The following is a 23,263-nucleotide window of genomic DNA, read 5'->3' on the forward strand; positions in this document are numbered from 1 at the left end:
AATCTGTTTCACCGCCGACGTTTCTGCGATCCTGGTGGCATCCAGCTCACCCAGCCATGGAGGATCGATGAAGATCGGCGTACCCACCGAGGTCAAGAACAACGAGAACCGCGTCGCGCTCACGCCCGCCGGCGCAGACCGCCTCGTCAGCGAGGGCCATCGCGTGCTCGTGCAGGCAGGAGCGGGTGTCGGTTCCCGCATCGATGACGAAGCGTACCGCGCGGCCGGAGCCGAGATCGTGCCGTCGGCGGCGGACGCGTGGAACGGCGCCGACCTGGTGCTCAAGGTCAAGGAGCCGGTCGCACAGGAGTACGACTTCCTCCGCCCCGATCTGACGCTGTTCACGTATCTGCACCTGGCCGCCGACCGCCCGCTGACGACCGCGCTCGTGGATGCCGGGACGACCGCCGTCGCCTACGAGACCGTGCAGCTTCCCGACCGCTCCCTCCCCCTGCTCGTGCCGATGAGTGAGATCGCCGGTCGGCTCTCCGTCACCATGGGTTCGTACTCCCTGCTCCGCTCCAACGGCGGTCGCGGCATGCTGCTCGGCGGCATCGCCGGCACACCCCGCGCGAAGACCGTGGTGATCGGCGGGGGTGTCGCCGGTGAACACGCGGCCGCCAACGCGCTCGGCCTCGGCTCCCAGGTGACCGTGGTCGACGTCTCGCTGCCGCGGCTGAGGGAACTCGAGCACCGCTACGGCGGCGCACTGGAGACGCGCGCTTCGAGCCGCTACGTCATCGCCGAGGAGCTGGCGACGGCCGACCTCGTGATCGGATCCGTGCTGATCCCGGGTGCTGCGGCCCCCAAGCTCGTCACAGACGACATGGTCTCCACGATGAAGCCGGGTTCGGTGCTCGTCGACATCGCCATCGACCAGGGCGGATGCTTCGAAGGGTCGCGACCGACCACTCACGACGACCCCACCTTCGCTGTGCACGACTCGATCTACTACTGCGTGGCCAACATGCCCGGCGCCGTTCCCGAGACGGCGACGCGCGCGCTGACCAATGCGACCCTCCCCTACGTCGCGGCCATCGCCGGCAAGGGCTGGGAGCGCGCAGCATCCGACGATCCCGCACTCGCGAAGGGACTCAACGTGCACGACAGACGCATCACCCTGGATGCCGTCGCGCAGGCGCACGGGTTCGCCGGCTCCTGAGGGGCTCGCCCTTCGACTCCGCACGTCGCCGAAACTTCGCCGAAACGTCGCCGCCGTACGTTGGGCAGATGGCGCATACTCCGCCGGTCGACGCGGTGCCCGCATTCGCGGTCGACCACTACGTTTCCGGCGTCCTGGCCGCCGCCGCGCCGCTGCCACTCGAGCGCGTCCTCGTGACCGAGGCGGTCGGACGCACTCTGGGCACCGCGAGCAGCGCCCTCCTGCACATCCCGCCCTTCGATAACGCGTCGATGGACGGCTTCGCCGTGCGCTTCACCGATGTCGCCGAGGCGTCGCCTGACCACCCGGTCGCCCTGCGCGTCGTCGCCGACGTCGCCGCCGGCAGCGCCACCGACCCGGTGCTCGACCCGGGAACGGCCGCGCGCATAATGACGGGCGCGCCGGTGCCCGCGGATGCCGACACCGTAGTCCCGTTCGAAGGGACCGTCGGGGGCTTGTCCGACTCGCTCCGGGAAGCGGTCGTCGCCGATGCGCCCCGCTTCGTCGGCGCGCACATTCGGCGACGGGGTGAAGATCTCCGTGCCGGCGCCGAGGTTCTCCCGGCCGGCACACTGCTGGGTCCCCTGCAGATCGCGGCCCTCATCGCCGCAGGCGTGAGCCACGTGGAGTGTCGGCGTCGGCCGCGGACTCTGATCGTCTCCACCGGCGCGGAACTGGTTTCTCCGGGTGCGGAGCCCGGCACCGGACAGATCCCCGATTCGAATTCCGCTCTGCTGGCGCTGCTCGCCGCCGATGCCGGAGCCGAGGTGGTCGGATGTCGGCGAGCGGACGACGATCCGGCGACCTTCCTCTCCCTCCTCGACGATGCCCCGGCAGTCGACGTGGTCATCAGTTCGGGCGGCCTCAGCGCCGGCGCATTCGAGCCCGTCAAGCTCGCCCTGGACGGCATCGTCGCGTTCGAGAAGATCGCCATTCAACCGGGCAAGCCGCAGGCTTTCGGTCGACTCCCCGGTGGCGCACTGTTCTTCGGCCTTCCCGGCAACCCGGTCAGCGTCGCGGTGTCGTTCGAAGCGATCGTGCGTCCGGCGCTGCTCGCCCTGCAGGCGCGCACGCCGGTGCACCGGCCCACGCTGAAGCTGACGGCGGCCGTGCACTGGCGCTCGCCCCTCGGCAGACAGCAGTATCTGCCGATCACCGTCGACCGATCCGACTCCTCGTGGCGGGTGCGCCCCGCGACACCCGGCGGCTCCGGGTCGCATCTCGTGGGCGGCCTCGGCCGTGCGGAGGGCTATGCCGTCATCCCGCCGGAGATCACATCCGTGCGTCCGGGTGATCTCGTCGACACCCTGCTGACCTCATGACGGCGCGCCCCGCCGCACCGGATCCGTGGCACGCCCGGGTCGGCGTCGTACTCGCCGGTGGGCGCGCGACCCGCGTCGACGGAGAAGACAAGGCGATGTTCGAGGTCGACGGGGTGCCGTTGCTGGCTGCCGCGGTGACGGCGCTGTCCGCGTGCGACGAGATCCTCATCGTCGGTCCGCGCGCCGGGCGTCCTCGGTTCGACGACGTGCGCTGGATTCGTGAGGATCCGCCCTTCGCCGGACCCGTCGCCGCCCTGTCATGCGCGCTCGCCCACACCGGTGCCGCCGAGCTCCTGGTCCTGCCGGCCGATCTGCCCGGTGCATCAGACGCCGTCGCCCTGCTTCTGGATGCCGACCTCGGCGAGAACGGGGAGGGTGTCGTGCTGGTCGACGATTCCGGCATCCCGCAGTGGCTCACCGCGCGCTATCGGACAGCGGCCCTGAGCGCAGCGATCGCCTCAGCGGACTGGGCATCCGTGCGGGGTGTGGCCACACGTCTGCGTCTGCGCCAGCTGCCCGCCCCGGCGAGCGCGACGCGTGATGTCGACACCTGGGACGATCTGCGGCTCGCGACGAAGTCCGTCTGACCTCGCCACCTGGCGTCGCAGGACGGATGCCGTGTTACGACCGTGTTTCGTCGTTCTCTTCCGGGCGAGGAGGTCCCGGTGATCGAGATGTGATGTCCCCGTAAAGACCCCGCCGCACGACCGGAACACCGCCCCCTTAGCGTTACCGATACGCGAGCTCGCGTGCAGATCGAGATACGCCTGGAGGTCAGCCATGGCAACGCCCACCGACAGCATGAGCGTCACGAGTTCCCCGGCCGATGCGCTGGTCACCCGACCCGGGCGGTGGCTCGACGGCTGGAACGCGGAAGACGCCGAGCAGTGGGAGTCGCGGGGCCGGGCGATCGCGAAGCGCAACCTCGGCTGGTCGATCTTCGCCGAGTTCCTCGGTTTCGTCATCTGGCAGCTGTGGAGCGTGGTCGTCGTCATGTTGCCCGCGGCCGGGTTCTCCCTCACCAGCGGCGAGCAGTTCTGGCTCATCTCGGTGCCGACGCTCGTGGGCGCCACGCTGCGCATCCCGTACACCTTCGCGGTCGCCCGATTCGGTGGCCGCAACTGGACCATCGTCTCCGCGGGACTGCTCCTGATCCCCGCCATCCTCCTCGGCATCGTCGTGCAGAATCCGGGCACCCCGTTCGGAGTGCTTCTGCTGGTCGCCGCGCTCGGCGGCATCGGAGGCGGCAACTTCGCCAGCTCCATGGCGAACATCACCTACTTCTTCCCGCAGAAGGAGAAGGGCTGGGCTCTCGGCCTCAACGCCGCCGGAGGCAACCTTGGCGCTGCGGTGGCCCAGTTCACGGTGCCGATCGTGGTGACGCTCGGCGCGGTCGGAACCCTCAATCTCCCTCTCGCCGGGTGGCTGTGGGTCCCGCTCATCCTCGTGGCGATGTGGGGCGCGTGGAAGTACATGAACAACCTGTCCACCGCGAAGACCGACTTCGCCGGGGTGGCGGCGGCCCTGCGCGAGCCGCACCTGTGGATCATGGCGTTCCTCTACATCGGCACGTTCGGCTCCTTCATCGGTTTCGCCGGCGTCTTCCCCAAGTTGATCGCCGACCAGTTCCCGGAGTTCTCCACTCTGTCGATCGGCACGGCCAGTGTGTCGCTCGCCTTCCTCGGAGCGCTCACCGCCTCGCTCGCCCGCCCGTACGGTGGCCGGCTCGCCGATCGCCTCGGTGGAGCACGGATGACGATCGCCGCGTTCGGGTTGATGATCGTGGCGACGATCGCGCTGATCATCACCATGCCGGTCGGCAACTTCTGGCTGTACCTCGGCCTGTTCCTGGTGCTCTTCCTCGCGACCGGCATCGGGAACGGGTCCACCTATCGAATGATCCCCTCGATCTTCGCCGCCCGCGGAGCCGCGCTGGCCAGCTCCGAGCACGCGGTCTCCACGCAACGTCAGGGTGCGGCATCCCTCGGCATCATCTCTGCGATCGGCGCGTACGGCGGCTTCCTCATTCCCCAGGTCCTGAATGCCTCGCAGACGATCACGGGCGGGTACGCGGCAGCCTTCTGGGGGTTCGTGGGGATGTATTCGGTGATGGCCACGCTCACGGCCGTGATCTACCTGATCCCCCGCGCCTCTCTCGACCGACGCATCGTCTGAGGCGAGGACCGGATGCAAGACACTCTCGCGCATCGCGTCGTGCTGATCGGCTTCGGCCCGGTCGGCGCGCGGTTCGCCGAGGAGATGCTGCCGGCAGTGATGCAGGGCCGTGTCGATCTGACGATCATCGGCGCGGAGACGCACGACCCCTACAACCGGATCATGATCGCCGAGTATGCAGCGGGCGAGATCGGACGCGAGGCCCTCACCACCGCCGACACCGCCGATTTCGTCACGGCCGGAGCGCGGGTGGTCCGGGGGCGGCGGGTCGTCCGGATCGACCGGGCATCCTCCACCGTCGTCCTCGATGCCGACGAGCGGGTCGCCTACGACCGGCTCGTCATCGCGACAGGTGCCCGCTCGAACGTCCCGCTGCTGGACGGCCTGGAGAGAATCGACTCCGACGATCGCAGCGTCGATGATGCCCTCACGGCCGGCGTGTGCGTCGTCCGCTCCCTGGAGGATGCCGAGCGCGTGCGCCGCGTCGTCGCTGCGGGCGGCCGCGTGGTGGTGCTCGGCGCCGGTGTTCTTGGCATCGAGTTCGCTCTGCTGCTCGCGGAAGGCGGCGCCGCCCCGCATCTGGCACATTTCGGACCGATCCCGATGCCGCGCCAGCTCGATCGCGGTGCCGCACACGTCCTCACCGGCGCCCTGGATCGGGCGGGCGTCACCGTGGTGCCGAACATGCGAGCCGAAGCGATCGCGACGCACGAGGTCGACGGCATCCGTTCGTTCCGCGCCCTGATCTCCAGCGACGGCCGACGAATCGAGGGCGACCTCCTCGTGCTGTCGTGCGGCGTCCAGGCGCGCAGCGAGCTCGCGGCGGAAAGCGGCCTGCGCGTCGGCCGCGGCATCCTGGTCGATGACCATCTGCGGTCGTGGACGGATGCGCGGATCCATGCGATCGGCGACGTGGCGCATCTCGCCGATCCCGAGAAGTACGCCCACGACCGGGAAGTGCCGGGCGGGCCGTCCGGTCTCATCGGTCCCGGCTGGCGTCAGGCCGACTGGTTGGCCACGGCGATCGTCACCGAACTCGCAGGCGACGAGCCGCAGCCGTTCACTGAGGACATCCCCGGCGTCGTGCTGATGAAGGCGAGTCAGGTCGACCTGGTCTCCGCCGGCGAGGTCCAGCTCGATCCCTTCGCGCCGACACCGCTCGGCGAAGAGCCCCGCGAGGTGGCGCTCTGGGCCGACCCCCGACACGGCACCTACGTGAAGATGACGACGACGGCGGGCGTGCTCGACGGGTTCGTCGCCGTCGGGATGCCGAGGGCCGCCGCGGAACTCGCCGTGCTCTACCAGCGCCGCGGGGAACTCCCCAGTGACCGGTCTCTGCTGCTGCGCATGGACTCCGCCGAGGCGTCGCTGCCCGTGCCGCAAGGACGCGATGCGACCGTCTGCATGTGCAACGCGGTCACCGTCGGGCAGATCGAGGATGCCGTCGCCGAGCACTCCTGCCTCACGGTCGAGGACGTCGGCGCCTGCACGCGCGCGGGCACCGGATGCGGCGGATGCCGCGCCCGCATCGCCGAGATGCTCACTCGGCTCGAGGTCGCCCCCTCATGACCGCGCTCCCGACATCGACGCACTGTCCGTACTGCGCGCTGCAGTGCGCCATGACGCTCACCCCCACCCCCGCCGATCGTGTTCCCGTGGAGGTCTCCGGTCGTGAGTTCCCCACCAACCGCGGCGGTCTCTGCAAGAAGGGGTGGACGGCCGCCGAACTCCTCGCGCGAAGCGACCGGATCACCGCTCCGCTGCTCAAGCAGGACGACGGCTCCTTCGCCGAGACCTCCTGGGAGGAGGCCCTCGATAGGATCGCTGCCGGCGTGCGTCGGTTCACGGCCGAGAGCGGGACGGACGCGATCGGAGTGTTCGGCGGCGGTGGCCTCACGAACGAGAAGGCTTACCAATTGGGCAAGTTCGCCCGCATCGCCCTGCGAACCCGCCTGATCGACTACAACGGGCGGTTCTGCATGTCGTCGGCGGCGGCGGCCGCCAACCGCGCGTTCGGGGTGGACAGGGGCCTGCCGTTCCCGCTCGCAGACCTCGACACCGCCGACACTCTGTTCGTGCTGGGCTCCAACATGGGCGACACGATGCCCCCGTTCGTGCAGCACATGCAGGGTGCGAGGGCGAGCGGTGGATTGATCGTGGTCGATCCACGGCGGTCCACGACAGCCCGGCTCACGGCCGACGGCGCCGGCACACACGTGCAGCCGGTGCCCGGGACCGATCTCGCCCTGCTGCTGGGGATGACGCACGTCGTGATCGTCGAGGAACTCTACGACCGCTCCTATGTGGACACCCGCACCACCGGCTTCGAGGCGCTCCGTCGCTCCGTCTCCTCGTGGTGGCCGGCGCGCACGGAGTCCGTCACCGGCGTCCCGGCCGACACCGTCCGTGACCTCGCCCGGCGCCTGGCCGGATCCTCATCCGCATACATCCTCACCGGACGCGGCGTCGAACAGCACGTCGACGGCACCGACACCGCCACCGCCGCGATCAACCTGGCACTGCTGCTCGGGCTGGTCGGACGACCCGGATCGGGATACGGGACGCTCACCGGACAGGGCAACGGCCAAGGCGGGCGGGAGCACGGCCAGAAGTCCGATCAGCTTCCCGGGTATCGCAAGATCACCGACCCGGCGGCACGGGCGCACGTCGCAGCGGTGTGGGGCGTGCCCGCGGACACCATCCCCGGCCCCGGCCTCCCGGCCGTGGAGCTGCTCGCGAGATGCGGTGTCGACGAGGGTGTGCGGATGCTGCTGGTACACGGGTCGAACGTCGTCGTCTCGGCGCCCGATGTCTCCCAGGTGCGCGCGGCGCTCGGTCGCCTCGACCTGCTCATCGTCAGCGACTTCTTCCTCTCCGAGACGGCGCAGCTGGCCGACATCGTGCTGCCGGTGCTGCAGTGGGCGGAAGAGGAAGGAACGATGACCAACCTCGAAGGGCGGGTCCTTCGCCGGCGCCGCGCCCTCCTCCCTCCCCCCGGCGCCCGCAGCGAACTGTGGATCATGCGCGAGCTCGCCGCACGCCTCGACGCTCCCGGTGTCTGGTCGACCGATCCCGCCGAGGTCTTCGACGAGCTCGCCCGCGCATCCGAGGGCGGACTCGCCGACTACTCCGGTCTCTCGCATGCTCTCCTCGACACCGGGATCGCCGCGCATTGGCCGTATCCCTCAGGTTCCACGGGCACGCCGCGGCTCTTCGAGGAGCGGTTCGCGCACGACGACGGCCGCGCCCGACTCGTCTCCGTGCGGGCCCGAGCCCCGGAGTCGCCGCGGGGCGCGGAACTCAGCCTGATCACCGGGCGCATCCTGACCCACTATCAATCCGGAACCCAGACCCGGCGTGTGACCGAACTCAACGGGCCTCACCCCCGGCTGGTCGCGCAACTGCATCCGCTGACCGCCCGCGATCGCGGTGTCGCCGCCGGAACGCGCGTGCGAGTGGCGAACGGGCGCGGGGCGGTCGAGGCAGATGTCGAACTCAGCGACGACATCCGTCCGGACACCGTCTTCCTGCCGTTCCATTACGCCGGCGCCGAGAGCGCCAACCTGCTCACCAGTTCCGCGACGGACCCGCTCAGCTCGATGCCGGAGTTCAAGCACGCCGTCGTCACCGTCGACGCGATCCCGGCCGGCGCCGAGTAGCATTTGCAGGGTGACCGAACGCGCTCCTCTCTCCCGCAAGCTGTCCGCCATCGCCGAGTCCGCGACCCTCAAGGTCGACGCCAAGGCCAAGGCCCTCAAAGCCGAGGGCAAGGACGTCATCTCCTACGCGGCCGGCGAGCCCGACTTCTCCACGCCGCAGTTCATCGTCGATGCCGCTGCCGAGGCGCTCGCCGACCCGGCGAGCTACCGGTACACCCCGGCGCCCGGCCTCCCGGCGCTGCGCGAAGCCATCGCCGCGAAGACGCTCCGCGACTCGGGCCTCGAGGTCTCGCCCAGCCAGGTCATCGTCACCAACGGCGGCAAGCAGTCGGTCTATCAGGCCTTCCAGGCGGTGGTGAACCCCGGCGACGAGGTGCTGCTCCCGGCTCCGTACTGGACCACCTACCCCGAGGCGATCCGCCTTGCCGACGGCACGCCCGTCGAGGTCTTCGCCGGGGCCGATCAGGACTACAAAGTCACCGTCGAGCAGCTCGAGGCCGCGCGCACCGAGCGGACGACCGTGCTCGTCTTCGTCTCTCCCTCGAACCCCACCGGCTCGGTGTACACCGCCGACGAGACGAAGGCGATCGGCGAATGGGCGCTCGAGCACGGCATCTGGATCGTCAGCGATGAGATCTACCAGAACCTGACTTACGAAGGCGTCACCGCGACCTCGATCGTGCAGGCGGTTCCCGAGGTCGCGGGCCAGACGATCCTCGTCAACGGTGTCGCGAAGACTTACGCGATGACCGGGTGGCGGGTCGGCTGGATGGTCGGCCCCGCCGACGCCATCAAGATCGCCGGCAACCTTCAGTCGCATCTCTCGAGCAACGTGAACAACGTCGCGCAGAAGGCCGCCGTCGCCGCACTCAACGGCCCGCAGTCCGAGGCTCAGCAGATGCGCGAGGCCTTCGACCGCCGGCGGCGACTCATCGTTGCCGAGCTCTCGAAGATCGAGGGGCTGGTCGTGCCGAACCCGCTCGGCGCTTTCTACGTGTACCCCGATGTGCAGGGCCTGCTCGGCCGCACGTGGGGTGGAGTCACCCCGACGACCTCGCTCGAACTGGCCGACCTCATCCTCGACCAGGCAGAGGTCGCCGTCGTTCCCGGTGAAGCCTTCGGCCCCTCCGGCTACCTCCGCCTGTCGTACGCCCTCGGCGACGACGCCCTGCTCGAGGGTGTGCAGAGACTGCAGCGCCTCTTCTCCTGAGAGTTCTCGCTCGCCCTGTGCGACGGCATCCCCCTCAGCTTTCCGGGTGGTACCCGATGAGCCAGCGGATGCCGTAGCGATCGGTCACCGTGCCATCGAAGTCACCCCAGGGTCGCTGCTGCAGCGCATCGATCACGCGCCCGCCCTCGGCGAGCGCGTCGAACCAGCGCGTGAGAGTCGCGGCGTCGGCCGTTCCCAGAAGTGCGAGGAACATGCCGCTCATCTGCACCGCATCGCCGTCGGCCCCGGCATCCGCGCCGCTGAGCGCGACGGCCCCTTTCAATTCCCCGTGGGCGACCGCATCGCCGGGTCCGTCATGGCGACCGGCGTGGGCATAGTCGAGGATCTCGAGATCACCGCCGAACACGGACTGGTAGTGATGCAGAGCCTCAGCGGCGTTGCCGGGGAAAAGCAGGTACGGGGTCGGGGCGCTCATGCCGCGAGTGTAACCGTCGGCTCCGACGTCGACCAGAGTCCGACGTCGCCTAGAGTTCGACGCCGACCAGCACCGGCTCCGGTTGCAGCACGAGGCCGAATTCGGCGTGCACCCTGCTCTGGATGAAGCGCGCCAGCTCGGCGACTTCTCCTGCCGTCGCACCGCCGCGGTTCGTCAGAGCGAGAGCGTGCTTGGTCGACACCGATGCCCGAGACCGCGGGAGCTTGAAGCCCTTGCGGATGCCGGCCTGCTCGATGAGCCAGGCCGCGCTCACCTTGACGTCCGGCGCCTCGATCTTGGTCTGCGGCACGAGCCCGTCGTAGGAGGCCAGAGGGATCACGGTCATCGCGTCGAGATCGGGCGCCACCGGCCAGCGGGGGCACTCGGGAGGCAGTGCGCGCGCCACGCTCTCCGAGACGATCGCGTTCTGGAAGAACGACCCCACGCCGTGGGTGTCGGGATCGTCGGCATCCAGCAGCATCCCTTTGGACGCGCGGGTGGCGAGGATTCGCTCGCGCACCCAGCCGAGTGGCACGGGGGCGTCGTCGGACAGCCCGAGAGCGCGTCGCAGCTGCTCTCCCCGCACGACGCGCTGGTCGGCGACGAGCAGATCGAAGGTGACCGAGAGGATGACGGCCCGGCGCTGCGGTTCGCTTCCGTAATGGTGCTTGAGCACGGAGGTGCGGAATCCCAGACCGAGGTCGGATGCCGGGACGGTGGAGATCTCGCCGGTCGTCTCATCGATCAGGTCGACCTCGACCAGAGTCTCCTGGATCTCCTGCCCGTACGCGCCGATGTTCTGCACGGGCGCCGCACCGACGGTGCCCGGGATGCCGCTCATCGCCTCGAGGCCGGCGTAACCGCGTTCGACGGCGTAGGCGACGAGGTCGTCCCACCCGTGGCCCGCTTGCACGCGCAGCCGGATGCGCCCGGCGTGCGGCGAGGGAACCTCGTCGATGCCCTGCGTCCGGACCCGGATGACCGTTCCCTCGAAGGTTTCGTCGCCGACGAAGAGGTTCGACCCGCCGCCCAGCACGAACCACGCGTCGCGCCGCGCCCAGACGTCGCGCAGCGCGTCGACGAGCTCAGCGGTCGTGGTCGCCTCCAGCATCCGCTCGGGCGCGGCACCGGTGCGCAGCGTCGTCAGCGCCGACAGCCGGACCGGCTCGATCGTCCGCACCTCGGTCACCGCCATCAGACGGCGACGCGCAGCTGCGCCTTGACGAGGACGGTCGTGTCGCCCGTGGTGACTTTGAGGTCGATACGAGCGGAGTTTTCGTCGACGGCGCCGACTGTGGCGATGACGTGCACGTCGGCCCCGTCCGTCGCGTCGACGACGACCGGCTTCGTGAAGCGCACGCCGTAGTCGAGGATCACGGCAGCAGGGTCGAGGGCGCTGACGACCGCGGAGGAGGCGATTCCCATCGTGAGCATGCCGTGCGCGAGCACGCCCGGCAGGCCCACGGACGCGGCGACATCATCGCGATAGTGGATCGGGTTGAAGTCTCCGGATGCTCCGGCGTACCGCACCAGGGACTCGCGAGTGAGGTGAACGGTGCGTTCGGCAACCACTTCTCCGACGGTGTAGCCCATCAGGCGGCCTCTCCTTCGTCGGCCCCGACCAGCAGGACACTGGTGGCCGTGACCACATGGGCGCCGTCGGCATCGGTGATCTCGGCTTCGCTGGTGATCATCGCGTTCCCCGCCATCATCCGGATGCCGGTGACCCGCAGCCGACCGGTGAGCTCGTCGCCCGCCACGATCTGCTGCGAGTACCGGAAGCGCTGCTCGGCGTGGATCGTGCGGGCGAGCTCGATCCCCGAGTCGGGTTCGGCGAGGAGCTGCTGCAGCGTGTGATCCTGCACCACCATCGCGAACGTCGGTGGAGCGACCACATCCGTGAAACCGGCCGCGCGGGCCGCTTCGACATCGGTGTGCTGGGGGGCCTCGGCGAAGACGGCTCGTGCGAACTCGCGCACTTTCTCGCGTCCGACCAGGTAGGGGGCCGTCGGCGGGAACTCCCGGCCGACAAGATCTTGGTTCACTGCCACCCCTCGATCCTACCGAGGGGTGGCAGTGAACCGCCCGCTCAGGCCGCCCTGGCCGACATCGCCGAGCCCAGCAGCACCATCCGCATGCTCCGCTCCGCAGCATCGCGCAGCAGCGCTTCCCCCTGTTCCACCGCCTGCGCCAAGGGCATCGGCACCGTGATGATCGAGGCGATCGCGTCGATCCCGATATCGTGCACGTCCGGGGCGCCCTGGCCGAGCGAACCGGCGATGCCGAGCACCGGAACGCCGGCGACGCGCGCGCGCATCGCGATCTCCGCCGGAACCTTTCCGCGTGGGGTCTGAAAGTCGATCGCCCCTTCGGCGGTGATCACCAGGTCCGCAAGGCCCATCAATTCATCGAGCGCGTGCGGAAGCAGGCCGCTGTCGAGCAGCACCTCGAAGCGCGGCGCGAGGCGGGCGCCCAGGACCGCTGCCAGACCGGCGCCGAGTCCACCGGACGCGCCGGTTCCTCCTCCTGTGCGCACGTCCAACGCGGCCCCGAATGGACTCTCGTCTTCCAGAAGAGCAGCCCAGCTGTCCAGGGCGGACGCGAGCTGTTCGACCTGTTCCGGGGTGGCGCCTTTCTGCGGCCCGAACACCCGGGCGACTCCCCGAGGTCCGCACAGCACGTTGTGGATATTGCACGCGAGTACGATCTCGACCTCACCGATACGCGGATGGAGGCCCGCGAGGTCGAGACGGACCGCATCTCCGAGGTGGCGCCCGCCCGGTGCGATCGGACGGCCCTCCCGATCGAGGATCCGCGCTCCGAGGGCTACCAGCGCTCCTGCGCCGCCGTCGCTGGTGCCGGAGTCGCCGCATCCGACCACGATCCGCTGCGCCCCACTGTCGAGAGCGGCGACGATCAGCTCGCCGACGCCGCGCGTGGTGGTCTCGCCCGGGTCGCGCTGATCGCGCGGCACCAGGCGCAGCCCGGCCGCCGATGCCATCTCGACGACGGCGGTTCCGGTCGCATGTCCACCGAGCCGAGCCCAGTGCGCATCGACCGTCGCGCCGACCGGCCCCGTGACAGCGACCGGAACGAGCTCGCCACCGGTCGCCTCCGCGAGCGCGGCGGCGGTGCCCTCTCCACCATCGGGGACGGGGAACTCGTCGACCCGCACACCGGGGATGACGCGGCGGACGCCTGCGGCGATGGCCTGAGCGACCGCCTGGGCGCTCAGACTCTCCTTGAATCCGCTCGGTGCGACCAGGATTCGCTGGGGGATGTGGATGGACATGGTTCCTCCTTCTGCGCCCTCGGGGCGACGAGGCCCGAAAGGGCACGACGAGCACCGGTGCACCGGCGGTGCACGCGGAGAGAGTACGGATTGCGGTGAGACGGGAGCGCGTCAGCGCAGCAGCGGCAGCCCCATCAACGGCCAGATCCACAGCGCGAAGGCGGCGACCATCAGGAACATCGCCGGCGCCAGCAGCACGGAGAGCCGACGCAGATCGCGTCGCGAGAACCCGCCGGAGATCACATCCGGGTCGGCGAACATGGCCACCGGCTTGGCCGAGCTGGGGAGGGTGTGGCAGAAGCCGGCTGCTGCGGTCGAAGCCAACGCCGCCGCCATCGGGTCGACGCCGAGGGTGGGTGCGAGGGCGATCACAACGGGGATGATCGCCGCCGAACGGGCCGATCGCGAGGGGATCAGCAGGTGCGCGGCCGTCGAGATCGCGATGACGGCGAGCACGAACGTCACGGCACCCGATGCGCCCAAGCCCTGGATCGGCGCAAGGGCGGACGTGCTCAGCCAGGTGGCCGCGCCGGTGCGGGTGAGAGCAGACGCCAGTGCCAGCGTCGCGGCGAGGAACAGCAGCAGAGACCAGGGCACGCGTTTGATCGCCACGGGGAAGGTGGTGCAGCCGATACCGGGCGTCACGGCGGCGACCGCCCCGAGGAGGGCGACGAGAGCCGGCGGAAGGTGGTGCAACGGCTCGGTGCTCCAGAGCGCGATGACTCCGATGAGCAGGATCGCCGCGCGCCGCTCGTCCGCACTCAAGGCACCGGTGACCGTCGCCGAAGCGGACCGCTCGATGTCGACCGGATCGACGCGCAGGGGGGATCGACGATCTGCGCGATCCGTGAACCGCCAGAGGATGATCTCGCACGCGACGTGCGACGAGACGATTGCCAGCGGCAGTCCGAGCCAGAGCCACCCCAGGAATGTGAAGCCTGCTTCGCCGGAGGCCCGCAGCAGCTGGTCGGTGATGATGTGCGCACCGGCGCCGAGGAGAGACCCGACGGCAGACAGGAGCACGACCGTCGGCATCAGCAGCGAGAGCGCCCTGATCACACGCGCTCGGCCGGGAAGCACCCCCGAGACCGCCGTGAACACCGGCACGGCCAGCGCTGCGCGACCCGATGTGGCTGGTACGGCGAACGCGGTCAGCATGAGGGCGACGGTCGTCAAGTGGAAAAGGCTCCGCGGTCCTCGCGCGAAGCGCAGCAGATGCGAGGCTCCCCGAAGGGCAAGCCCCGATGAGGCGACCCCGGTGGCGATCACGAAAGCTCCGATGAGCAACCAGATCGTCTCATCGCCGAGGGAGGCGAAGAACGTGCTCGCCGGCAGCACACCGGTGACGATGAGAGCGATGGCCGCGAGGAAGGCGACGAGGGTGTCATCCAGCCGGGTCGCGCTCCACGCCCAGACCGCGAGGAGGAAGACAGTGACGGTCACGGCGATCGGGAGGGTCATCCCTCCCGGGTCGCCGGATGCCGGCTGCGCCTGGGCGGCCATCACGACGAAGCCGATCAGGATCGCCGCGATGATGGCGAGGCGGATGACGAGGCCGGGGTTCGGTGCAAGGAGGGCCCGGCGCGGTGCGGTGGTGCGCGGCGCCAGGGAGGGCATCGAACGCTGAGGCGGCACGGTGGCGAATCGGGCTCGTTCGGCACCGCCCGCTCGGATGCTGTCCGTGTGGGTGCTCATCGGAATCGGTATCCCGCCCCGCGGACCGTCTCGATGCGGTCTGCGCCGATCTTGCCGCGCAGAGCGCGCACGTACACGTCGACGACGTTGGAGGCGGGATCGAAGTCCATTCCCCACACGTGCCCGATCAGCTGGTCGCGCGACAGCACCTGCCCTGCGTTCTGCAGGAACACCTCGAGGAGGGCGAACTCGCGAGAAGTGAGCTCACGCATGTCGCCGGCCACGGTCACGGTGCGCGCACGCACATCGACGCGAACATCCTCGTGTTCCAGCACCGGACCGGCCGACCGGCCTTCGCCGTCACCGATGCGCAGTCGCACTCGCGCGGCGAGTTCGGCGAACTGGAAAGGCTTGGTGACGTAGTCGTTCGCGCCGCTCTCCAAGCCTCGTACCGTGTCGATGACGGAGTCCCGCGCGGTCAGGATGATCACCGGAGTCGCGACGCCCTCGCCGCGGAGATTGGCGAGTACATCGAAACCGTCCATCCCACCCAGACCGATGTCGAGCAGCACGAGGTCGAACATCCCGCCGCGGGCCATCAACAGGGCGGTATGGCCGTCGGCGGCTTCCGACGTGTCGTATCCCGCCGCACGCAGACCGCGACGGACGAAGGATGTGATGTGGGGATCGTCTTCAGCGATCAGGATGCTGCGCATCTCACTCGTTCCTCTCCGTTTTGGGGCCGTTGCTCACGCCGGCGGGCGCGGGGATGTCGATGCCGAACGTCGCGCCCTCCCCGAGGACGCTGTCGACCCAGGCCGAACCGCCGTGCCCGTCGGCGATCGCGCGCACGATGGCGAGGCCCAGGCCGGATCCGCGACGCACACCGGTGCTGTCCCCGCGAGCGAAGCGCTCGAAGATGCGCTCGGCATCGGCGGCCGCGACGCCAGGACCGGTGTCACGCACCCACAGTCGAAGTCGCCGCTCCGCGCCTTCCCCCTCGAAGCGCGAACCGATGTCGATCCGGTCCCCTGGTTCTGTCACCTGCACGGCGTTCGCCGTCAGTTGCAGCACTGCCTGCGTGACGCGTTGCGGGTCGAGGGCCGCGCTCCCCTCGGCGATCTCCATCAGCTGCCAGCGACGGTCGCCCAGCGCTTGCGCCTTCGCCTCGATGTCGAGGGTGAGGGTCGCGACCTCGCAGTTCGCGATGCGCACGAAGTCGGACTGCTCTGCACGAGCGAGCACCAGCAGGTCGGTGACGATACGGCTCATCCGATCGAGCTCACCGCTGACCAGGCGCAGGGTCTCTGCCCGTTCCTGGGGATCCTCGCTCAGCAGCTCGAGCTGTCCGCGCACGATCGTGATCGGAGTACGCAGCTCGTGGCCCGCATCGTCGACGAAGCGCTGCTGCGTCGTGTGCAGGGTTTCGAGCCGGTCGAGCATCTGGTTGAACGTCGTGGCGACCGCGGCGATGTCGTCGGTCCCCTCCACGGGAACGCGGGCGGTCAGGTCGTGCTCGCCGATATCCCGCGCCACCCGATAGACCTCTCGCACCGGGGCGAGGATCTGACCGGCGACGAGCCAGGCGACCCCGGAGCTCAGGAGGATCCCGAGCAGCGCGACCCAGGCGATCGTGGTGAAACTGGCGTCGACCTGCGAACGCGCGTTCTGCGTGTAGTTCACGATGACGAGAGCGCCCTCCCGATCCCCGGCGGTGAACTCCAGTCGCCCCCACCGCAGCGGCCCGGTCTCGGAGGTCTCCAGAGCGCCGGACGAGGCGCTGGTGCCCAGCAGCCGGCTGATCAGTGCGGCACCGCCCGGCACGGACGACAGATCCGTCGGCTCGGTCGCTTCGACTCGCCCGTCGGCGACGGAGACCACTTCACCGTCGACGCTGGCGACCACGACCTCGTCCTCATGTACCGACTGGCGCACGACATATTCGGTGAGCATCGCCTCCGGGGTCGCGTAACCGCTTGCCGCGGCATCCTCGGCGAACCGGGCGAACTCGGCGGCCTCCTGCTCGATCTGCGTGTTGGCGGTCTCCTCGACGCCGGCGAGGAAGATGCTGCGGCCCATGAGCCCCACGGCGATGAGGGTGATCACCGTACTCAAGATGATCCACAGGGTGATCCTCCAGCGGGCGGGGAGCGTGCGAGGGCGCAGGGTGCGCAATGGTGCCCCGGTGCGCGCCGCGGCCGACGAGTCCTTCTCCGCGCGCTTCGGCTGTTCCGTCGGGACGACCTCGATCGGCAGGGTCGGCGCGTCAGTCATCGTCGCCGCCGTCATCATCATCATCGTCATCGTCGTCGGGTTGCGGAGCCGGTGCGGGAGCCGGAGCGGGGGCCGGTGCCGGAGCGGGAGCCGGTGCCGGAGCGGGAGCCGGGGCGGGAGCCGGTGCCGGGGTGGGTGTCGCCGTCGGCTCGGCCGGGGCGAGCTGCACCACGAGCGGCTTCGACGGAATCTGCGGCGACGACGGCATCTGTGCCAGGGCGATGCCGCCCACCGCGAAGATCACCGGGATGGCGATCAGTGCGCCCGGGATCAGGATGCGTCGTGCGTTGCTCATGACACCATGATGGCGGTCGCGCATGATGCCCGGATGAGCCCTGGATGAAGATTGCTTCATACAACGGTCATGAGTCTCTCGCGGGAGAGCACGGGCTCGCCGTTGACGGGGTCAGCCCCTGCGGCGGCAGGGTATCTCGTCGGAGTCGTTGTCCCGTCGTCGCTGGTTGCGCAGCTGACCGGAAGCGTGCTCTACGGCCGTTCGTGGCCAGGGGGCACGCGCGGTTGGCTCGTCGGAGTGATCGCCTTCGTGGCTGTTGGCCTCGCGTCGGCGGCATTGACGAAGCAAGGAAAGGCCCCGCATCACCGGCTTTTGGGTCTCCAGAAAAGCTCGCTCAAGCAGAACGCACAGTGATCGGATCCAACCACGTCGCGCTCGTCGACACGGGCGCGTGGTCAATCCTTCCGGCGCCCTCTGATCGCTTTCATGGTCATCTGCACGGCGATGACCGCGAGGTATGCCGCGAAGAGCATGTTCCCTGCCGCGGGATCGACGATCGTCGCCAGCCAGGCTCCCAGAGCCGTCGTCGTGCATGCGGACACACCGATGATCGCGGCCGCGGCCAGGTCGACGTTGCGATGCCGGATGTTTCCGACGGTGCCGGAGATCGCCGTCGGGATCATCATCAGAAGCGATGTGCCTTTGGCGATCAGGTCGCTCGTACCGAACGCCAGCATCAGCACCGGCACGACGATCACTCCCCCGCCCACGCCGATGAGTCCCGCGAGGATGCCGGTCCCCACCCCCACGGCCACCAGGGCGATGCCGGTGAGCCAGGTGAGCTCGAACACGGCATCCCGGGAAGGAATGACGAGCAACAGGCTGACGATCACCACCACGAGGAACCCGACAAAGCCCCACCGCAGGGCTGTCTGCGAGATACGTGGCAAAAGACGCGTACCGATCTGCGCTCCGACGACCGCGCCGGCTGCGAGAACGAGCGCCGGGATCCAGGCGACGGAGCCCGACGCAGCGTAGGAGATGACACCGACGCTCGCCGTCGGGATGATGGCTGCCAGAGAGGTGCCCGCTGCGAGGCGCTGGTCGAACTGAAGAAGCAGCACCAGCAGCGGGACGATCACGGTGCCGCCGCCGACCCCGAAGAGTCCGGAGAGGAGGCCCGCGATCAGTCCGATCCCGATGAAGGCGGCATAGGCTCTGGGCCCTCGGCTCAGGGCCTGTGCGTCACTCACCGGATCAGCCTACTCGCGGCCTCCTCCCCTCCCGAACTCAGACCTCCGAGTCCGCTTTGATCGGCACCGAGATCGACTCGGTCAGGGCCTGCTCGTACCGTCGCTGCTTCCGGCGCAGCCACAGCCCGCCGATGATCAGAACAGCCAGCACGCCGTAGGCGACGGCGGCGAACGGCTGCATGACCAAGGTGCTCAGGTCGCCCTGACTCAGTTGCAGTGCCTTGCGCAGCTGCTCTTCAGCCATGGGTCCGAGGATCATCCCGACCACCAGAGGCGCCACCGGATAGCCGTACCGCCGCATGAAGTAACCGAGGATGCCGACGATCAACAGGATCACGATGTCCGACGGCGAGCTGTGCAGCGCGTACGCACCGAAGACGGCGAACAGAAGGATGCCGGCGTAGAGGTACGGACGAGGGATCTGCAGCAGCTTCACCCACATGCCGACGAGGGGCAGGTTCAGCACGATGAGGATGAGGTTGCCGATGTAGAGGCTTGCGACCAGCGCCCAGACGAGGCCTGACTGGCTCTCGAACAGCAGCGGCCCCGGTTGGATGCCGTAGGACTGGAAGGCGGTGAGGATGATCGCAGCGGTCGCCGTGGTCGGCAGTCCCAGCGTGAGCAGTGGTACCAGGACGCCGGCGGCTGCCGCATTGTTGGCCGACTCCGGGCCGGCGACTCCCTCGATCGCACCCCGACCGAACTCGTCGCGGTGCTTCGACAGCTTGCGCTCGGTCGCGTACGACAGGAAAGTCGCGACATCCGCGCCACCGGCGGGGATCGTGCCGATCGGGAAGCCGATCGCGGCTCCGCGCAGCCAGGGCTTCCACGACCTCCGCCAGTCGGACCTGGTCATCCACGACCGCCACCCGCGGGTGACGGGGATGACGTCGACCGTTCCGTGCCTCAGCCGGGCGGCGATGTAGAAGGTCTCCCCGACGGCGAACAGGCCGACGGCGACGAGGACGATGTCCACACCGTCCGACAGTGCCGGCAGGCCGAGGGTGTAACGCTGCTGCCCCGAGAGCCAGTCGGTGCCGACGAGGCCGAGGAAGAGCCCGACACCGAGCGAGAGCATGCCCCGAGAGATCGAACTGCCGATCAGGGCGCCGACGGTGATGAAGGCGATCACGATGAGGGCGACGTAGTCCGCCGGGCCCAGGTTCACCGCGAACTGCGCGAGCAGCGGAGCCAGCAGCGTCAGGCCGAGCGTCGCCAGGGTTCCGGCGATGAAGGATCCGATGGCCGCGGTCGCGAGCGCGGCGGCCCCACGCCCCATCCTGGCCATCTTGTTGCCTTCGATCGCCGTGACGATCGAGGCCGACTCCCCCGGTGTGTTGAGCAGGATGCTGGTGGTCGAACCGCCGTACATGCCGCCGTAGTAGATGCCGGCGAAGGTGATGAGCGCCGCAGTGGGGTCCAGGGTGTAGGTGAGGGGAAGCAGCAGCGCGACCGTCATGGCGGGGCCGATGCCGGGGAGCACACCGACCGCGGTGCCGACGAAGACGCCGAGGAACGCGAACGCGAGGTACTGGGGCTGAAGCGCGGTGGCGAAGCCCTCCATGAGCAGAGTCCAGCTGTCCATCAGAACATCCTTCCGAGCCAGCCGAGCGCAGGCCCCCACGGCAACGACAGACCGAGCAGGCCGCCGAACACGATCTGGATCACGAGTGCGACGACGATGCCGACCAGGAACGCCACCCACCACCGCTTGGCGGAGAGCGACCACGCGACGCCGCCGAAGAGCAGGGCGGCGGCCGGAGCCCAGCCGAGCGGTTCGATCAGAAAGAGGTGCGCGACCACCAAGCCCGCCAGCTTGGCGAGAGTGGTCCAGTCGGTCGGCAGGCTCTCGTCGATGTCCTCCGCCTCTTCCGGACCCCCTCGGTCACCGCGCAGCACACCGACGAGCACGGCGACCGCGGATGCCAGCAGAAGGGCGGCGACGAAGATCGGGAACACTGTCGGACCGGCCTTCATGCCGACCGGGACATGGATCAGGAAGATGCCGACGACGGCGAAGACGCCGAGCGCGACCATGATTGCGGCGAACACCAGCTCGCCGATGGGGGCGGAACGAGCGCGGTGTACGGGCCGGCCGTGATGGTCGGCCCGCACACCCCGCTTCTCGGCCCCCGGCGATGCGGGGACCGTCATGTCACTGCACCAGACCGATGTTCTTCAGCGTCGCGGTGACTTCCTCGATGTCGCCCGTGAGGAACTCATCGAATTCCGCCCCGACGAGGAACGCATCGGTCCAGCCCTTGGTCTCCAGCTGCTCCGTCCACGCGTCGGACTCGTGCAGTTCGGTGACGACGCGTACGAGCTCGTCCTTCTCACCGTCGGAGATGTCGCCGGGCGCGATCACGCCGCGCCAGTTGGTGAGAACCACGTCATAGCCCTCCTCCGTGATGGTGGGGACGTCCGGCAGCTGGGAAACGGGCTCCTCGCTCGACACCGCCAGTGCGCGCAGAGCGCCGCTCTCGATGTGCTGGGCGAACTCGCCCACGCCCGAGATGCCCGCGGCGACCTTGCCGCCGAGGAGAAGCGGGACGGCCTCGCCACCGCCGGAGTTCGGGGTGTAGTTCAGCTTCTCCGCGATCTGAGCGCCGTCGAGACCCGCCTCCTCGAGCATCAGCCCGGCGAGGATATGGTCGGCGCCGCCGGCGGATCCACCGGTGATCGTGACGGACTGGCCGTTGTCCACGACGTCCTCCACGAGATCCTCGAGCGTGTCGTACTTCGAGTCGTCCGGGACGACCACGACCAGTGGCTCGTCCGTGAGGCGGGCGATCGGCGTGGTGTCCTCGATCCGCACCGCGGAGGCGTTGGTCTCGACCGCGCCGACCATGACGAGCCCCATCACCATGAGCGTGTTCGGATCCTTCTCGTTGGCGAGCTGCGCCAGGCCGACGGTTCCGCCGGCGCCGCCCACGTTCGTCACGGGCGCGGACTTCACGATGTCGTCCTCGGTCAGCACCTGCGACATGGCGCGGCCCGTCTGATCCCAGCCTCCGCCGGGGTCCGCGGGGACGATGAGGGAGACGTCGGTCACGGTCGCCGCTTCCGCATCGCCTCCATCGTCGGTGGATGCGCTGCCGTCGGCGCACGAGGTCAGGGTGAGTGCGGCCACCGCCGCCAGGGCGGTGAGGACTCCGATGCGTGTGTTCTTCATGTGCGCTCCTCCTTGAGCGTTCGTGGTGCTGTTGCTCCACCCTGGAAGGTCGGGAGGCGCCGTTCAACCTTCGGAAACCATTGGTCGGAGTTTCGGAACTATTGGTCGCAACCCGTGTCCTTCCTCGCTCGCGCCGCGCTCGGTGAGGGACGACAATGAACAGGTGGCCTCGAAGATGACGCTGCGCGTGCAGTTGCTCGTGCTGCAAGCGCTGATCGTGTTCCTGGTGACCCTCGCGACCGGGATCGTCGCCGGGGCGTTCCAGGAGCAGGCTCTCCGCGAGGCGTACAAGGACCGGATGCAGGCCGTCGCCCAGTCGATCGCCGCGTTGCCGGTCGTGCTGTCCGCCTTCGATGATGAGCAACCGGCGACCACCATCCAGCCCATCGCCGAGGTGATCCGCGAGGCCTCCGATCTCGCCTATGTCGTCGTGGCCAACGAAGACGGCATCCGCTATTCGCACCCGAATCCCGATCGCATCGGTGAGAAGGTCTCCACCGATCCCTCGATCCCGCTCGCCGGGGAGGTGTATGTCGGCACACAGACCGGAACGCTGGGCACTTCCTGGCGAGTCAAGGTCCCCATCCGTGACGGCCAGGGCGAAGTGATCGGGACCGCGTCCGTCGGGATCCTCGAGTCTGAGCTGAATGAGGAATTCACCGCCAACCTGGCCTGGCTGATCTCGGCGATGCTGGCCGCTGCGGTGCTCGGAGTGTTCGGTTCCGCCTGGGTCACCTCGATCATCCGCCGCCGTATCTACCGTCTGGAACCTCACCAGATCGCCGCGCTCGTGAAGAACCAGGAGACCACGCTTCATGGGCTGAGCGAAGGCGTGATCACCGTCGACGGGTCCGGGCGGATCACGCTCGCCAACGACGCGGCAGCACGCTTCCTCGGCCGCGACGCTGCGGAACTCGACGGCGCAGCAGCCGCCGAGGTGTTGGGCGATGAGCTGACCAGAGTGCTCCGAGAGGGCGAGTCGGCCGGGCGGCCCGTGATCGTCGGCCCGCACGTGCTGGTCGCCCGCAGCACCGGCACCGAAGGCAGCAGCGGCGACATCGGGGCGACTCTGCTTCTTCGCGATCACACCGAGCTGCACGACGTCGTCCGCCGCGTCGAGGCAGCGGACGCGATCATCGCGTTCCGGCAGCGACTCGGCCTCCCCAAGGGACTCAGCGCCGAGACACTCGACCGCGTGTCGACCGCGCTTGCTGCGCGCCCGGCTGCCTCAGCGACCGAGATCGGCGAAGACCTGGACATCTCGCGCGTGAGCGCCCGCCGGTACCTCGAGCACCTGGCCGCTTCCGGCCGGGCCACGCGCGCGCTGGACTACTCGACGAAGGGCCGACCCAGCACCCGTTACCGGGCGAACGATGTCTGATCGGCACGCGTCGTCGCACTGATGCACGAAAAAGCCCGCCACCCCCCGAAGGGGCAG

At 69.1% G+C, this 23,263-nt stretch carries 21 protein-coding genes; 8 read left to right on the forward strand and 13 right to left on the reverse strand.

Annotated elements, in window-relative coordinates:
* Positions 1-67 precede the first annotated feature (67 nt).
* From ald to D7252_RS01185, 7 genes are all read left to right on the forward strand, one after another.
* Positions 68-1,162, forward strand: coding sequence for an alanine dehydrogenase (ald, locus tag D7252_RS01155; protein ID WP_120773724.1), 1,095 nt, complete (start codon positions 68-70; stop codon positions 1,160-1,162).
* 68 nt (positions 1,163-1,230) lie between these two features.
* The gene (gene glp, locus D7252_RS01160; protein ID WP_120773725.1) at positions 1,231-2,484 is read left to right on the forward strand and encodes a gephyrin-like molybdotransferase Glp; all 1,254 of its coding nucleotides are present in this window, start codon (positions 1,231-1,233) and stop codon (positions 2,482-2,484) included.
* A complete protein-coding gene (locus tag D7252_RS01165) occupies positions 2,481-3,071 on the forward strand; it encodes a molybdenum cofactor guanylyltransferase (RefSeq protein WP_120773726.1) in 591 nt (196 codons plus the stop codon). Before glp ends, D7252_RS01165 begins: the two co-directional genes overlap by 4 nt.
* 193 nt (positions 3,072-3,264) lie before the next feature.
* Positions 3,265-4,659, forward strand: a complete 1,395-nt coding sequence (locus tag D7252_RS01170) for an MFS transporter (protein ID WP_120773727.1) — start codon at positions 3,265-3,267, stop codon at positions 4,657-4,659.
* Between the two features lie 12 nt (positions 4,660-4,671).
* Positions 4,672-6,228, forward strand: coding sequence for an FAD-dependent oxidoreductase (locus D7252_RS01175; RefSeq protein WP_120773728.1), 1,557 nt, complete (start codon positions 4,672-4,674; stop codon positions 6,226-6,228).
* Entirely contained in the window at positions 6,225-8,318 is a 2,094-nt protein-coding gene (locus tag D7252_RS01180) for a molybdopterin oxidoreductase family protein (RefSeq protein WP_120773729.1), read from the forward strand. Before D7252_RS01175 ends, D7252_RS01180 begins: the two co-directional genes overlap by 4 nt.
* Positions 8,319-8,328: 10 nt before the next feature.
* Positions 8,329-9,528, forward strand: coding sequence for a pyridoxal phosphate-dependent aminotransferase (locus tag D7252_RS01185; protein ID WP_120773730.1), 1,200 nt, complete (start codon positions 8,329-8,331; stop codon positions 9,526-9,528).
* A 34-nt stretch (positions 9,529-9,562) separates the two neighbouring features.
* Here D7252_RS01185 and D7252_RS01190 read toward each other — a convergent pair whose 3' ends face one another.
* From D7252_RS01190 to D7252_RS01255, 13 genes are all read right to left on the reverse strand, one after another.
* Entirely contained in the window at positions 9,563-9,964 is a 402-nt protein-coding gene (locus D7252_RS01190; RefSeq protein ID WP_120773731.1) for a VOC family protein, read from the reverse strand.
* Positions 9,965-10,013: 49 nt separating this feature from the next.
* Positions 10,014-11,159 carry a UDP-N-acetylmuramate dehydrogenase gene (locus D7252_RS01195; RefSeq protein ID WP_251050557.1) on the reverse strand — a complete coding sequence of 382 codons (1,146 nt, stop codon included), beginning with the start codon at positions 11,157-11,159 and terminating at the stop codon, positions 10,014-10,016.
* Positions 11,159-11,557 (reverse strand): MaoC/PaaZ C-terminal domain-containing protein, encoded by a 399-nt coding sequence (locus tag D7252_RS01200; RefSeq protein ID WP_120773732.1) that lies wholly within the window; start codon positions 11,555-11,557, stop codon positions 11,159-11,161. The genes D7252_RS01195 and D7252_RS01200 overlap by 1 nt, the downstream gene beginning before the upstream one ends.
* Complete coding sequence (locus D7252_RS01205) at positions 11,557-12,015, reverse strand: MaoC family dehydratase N-terminal domain-containing protein (RefSeq protein ID WP_120773733.1); 459 nt, start codon at positions 12,013-12,015, stop codon at positions 11,557-11,559. The genes D7252_RS01200 and D7252_RS01205 overlap by 1 nt, the downstream gene beginning before the upstream one ends.
* A 38-nt stretch (positions 12,016-12,053) precedes the next feature.
* Complete coding sequence (locus D7252_RS01210; protein WP_120773734.1) at positions 12,054-13,256, reverse strand: glycerate kinase; 1,203 nt, start codon at positions 13,254-13,256, stop codon at positions 12,054-12,056.
* Positions 13,257-13,367: 111 nt separating this feature from the next.
* The gene (locus D7252_RS01215; RefSeq protein WP_120773735.1) at positions 13,368-14,951 is read right to left on the reverse strand and encodes an SLC13 family permease; all 1,584 of its coding nucleotides are present in this window, start codon (positions 14,949-14,951) and stop codon (positions 13,368-13,370) included.
* Positions 14,948-15,607, reverse strand: a complete 660-nt coding sequence (locus D7252_RS01220; protein WP_120773736.1) for a response regulator transcription factor — start codon at positions 15,605-15,607, stop codon at positions 14,948-14,950. The genes D7252_RS01215 and D7252_RS01220 overlap by 4 nt, the downstream gene beginning before the upstream one ends.
* Before the next feature lies 1 nt (position 15,608).
* Entirely contained in the window at positions 15,609-17,165 is a 1,557-nt protein-coding gene (locus D7252_RS01225) for a cell wall metabolism sensor histidine kinase WalK (protein ID WP_120776733.1), read from the reverse strand.
* The gene (locus D7252_RS01230; protein WP_120776734.1) at positions 17,158-17,460 is read right to left on the reverse strand and encodes a hypothetical protein; all 303 of its coding nucleotides are present in this window, start codon (positions 17,458-17,460) and stop codon (positions 17,158-17,160) included. The genes D7252_RS01225 and D7252_RS01230 overlap by 8 nt, the downstream gene beginning before the upstream one ends.
* Positions 17,461-17,855: 395 nt before the next feature.
* Positions 17,856-18,653, reverse strand: a complete 798-nt coding sequence (locus tag D7252_RS01240; RefSeq protein WP_120773738.1) for a sulfite exporter TauE/SafE family protein — start codon at positions 18,651-18,653, stop codon at positions 17,856-17,858.
* A 37-nt stretch (positions 18,654-18,690) separates the two neighbouring features.
* Complete coding sequence (locus D7252_RS01245) at positions 18,691-20,238, reverse strand: tripartite tricarboxylate transporter permease (protein ID WP_120773739.1); 1,548 nt, start codon at positions 20,236-20,238, stop codon at positions 18,691-18,693.
* Positions 20,238-20,807, reverse strand: coding sequence for a tripartite tricarboxylate transporter TctB family protein (locus D7252_RS01250; protein ID WP_251050559.1), 570 nt, complete (start codon positions 20,805-20,807; stop codon positions 20,238-20,240). The genes D7252_RS01245 and D7252_RS01250 overlap by 1 nt, the downstream gene beginning before the upstream one ends.
* A 1-nt stretch (position 20,808) precedes the next feature.
* A complete protein-coding gene (locus D7252_RS01255; RefSeq protein WP_120773740.1) occupies positions 20,809-21,825 on the reverse strand; it encodes a tripartite tricarboxylate transporter substrate binding protein in 1,017 nt (338 codons plus the stop codon).
* Between the two features lie 163 nt (positions 21,826-21,988).
* Here D7252_RS01255 and D7252_RS01260 point away from each other — a divergent pair, with 163 nt between their 5' ends.
* Positions 21,989-23,206 (forward strand): PAS domain-containing protein, encoded by a 1,218-nt coding sequence (locus D7252_RS01260; RefSeq protein WP_120773741.1) that lies wholly within the window; start codon positions 21,989-21,991, stop codon positions 23,204-23,206.
* The last annotated feature ends 57 nt before the right edge of the window (positions 23,207-23,263 follow it).

Origin of the sequence: Microbacterium sp. CGR2 (assembly GCF_003626735.1) — a bacterium.
Classification (GTDB): Bacteria; Actinomycetota; Actinomycetes; order Actinomycetales; family Microbacteriaceae; genus Microbacterium.

What these genes read in the sequence shown, in the direction of transcription:
- ald (WP_120773724.1), top strand. Translation starts at nt 68, where the DNA reads ATGAAGATCGGCGTACCCACCGAGGTCAAGAACAACGAGAACCGCGTC.
- glp (WP_120773725.1), top strand. Translation starts at nt 1,231, where the DNA reads ATGGCGCATACTCCGCCGGTCGACGCGGTGCCCGCATTCGCGGTCGAC.
- D7252_RS01165 (WP_120773726.1), top strand. Translation starts at nt 2,481, where the DNA reads ATGACGGCGCGCCCCGCCGCACCGGATCCGTGGCACGCCCGGGTCGGC.
- D7252_RS01170 (WP_120773727.1), top strand. Translation starts at nt 3,265, where the DNA reads ATGGCAACGCCCACCGACAGCATGAGCGTCACGAGTTCCCCGGCCGAT.
- D7252_RS01175 (WP_120773728.1), top strand. Translation starts at nt 4,672, where the DNA reads ATGCAAGACACTCTCGCGCATCGCGTCGTGCTGATCGGCTTCGGCCCG.
- D7252_RS01180 (WP_120773729.1), top strand. Translation starts at nt 6,225, where the DNA reads ATGACCGCGCTCCCGACATCGACGCACTGTCCGTACTGCGCGCTGCAG.
- D7252_RS01190 (WP_120773731.1), bottom strand. Translation starts at nt 9,964, where the DNA reads ATGAGCGCCCCGACCCCGTACCTGCTTTTCCCCGGCAACGCCGCTGAG.
- D7252_RS01195 (WP_251050557.1), bottom strand. Translation starts at nt 11,159, where the DNA reads ATGGCGGTGACCGAGGTGCGGACGATCGAGCCGGTCCGGCTGTCGGCG.
- D7252_RS01200 (WP_120773732.1), bottom strand. Translation starts at nt 11,557, where the DNA reads ATGGGCTACACCGTCGGAGAAGTGGTTGCCGAACGCACCGTTCACCTC.
- D7252_RS01210 (WP_120773734.1), bottom strand. Translation starts at nt 13,256, where the DNA reads ATGTCCATCCACATCCCCCAGCGAATCCTGGTCGCACCGAGCGGATTC.
- D7252_RS01215 (WP_120773735.1), bottom strand. Translation starts at nt 14,951, where the DNA reads ATGAGCACCCACACGGACAGCATCCGAGCGGGCGGTGCCGAACGAGCC.
- D7252_RS01220 (WP_120773736.1), bottom strand. Translation starts at nt 15,607, where the DNA reads ATGCGCAGCATCCTGATCGCTGAAGACGATCCCCACATCACATCCTTC.
- D7252_RS01225 (WP_120776733.1), bottom strand. Translation starts at nt 17,165, where the DNA reads ATGACTGACGCGCCGACCCTGCCGATCGAGGTCGTCCCGACGGAACAG.
- D7252_RS01230 (WP_120776734.1), bottom strand. Translation starts at nt 17,460, where the DNA reads ATGAGCAACGCACGACGCATCCTGATCCCGGGCGCACTGATCGCCATC.
- D7252_RS01245 (WP_120773739.1), bottom strand. Translation starts at nt 20,238, where the DNA reads ATGGACAGCTGGACTCTGCTCATGGAGGGCTTCGCCACCGCGCTTCAG.
- D7252_RS01250 (WP_251050559.1), bottom strand. Translation starts at nt 20,807, where the DNA reads ATGACGGTCCCCGCATCGCCGGGGGCCGAGAAGCGGGGTGTGCGGGCC.
- D7252_RS01255 (WP_120773740.1), bottom strand. Translation starts at nt 21,825, where the DNA reads ATGAAGAACACACGCATCGGAGTCCTCACCGCCCTGGCGGCGGTGGCC.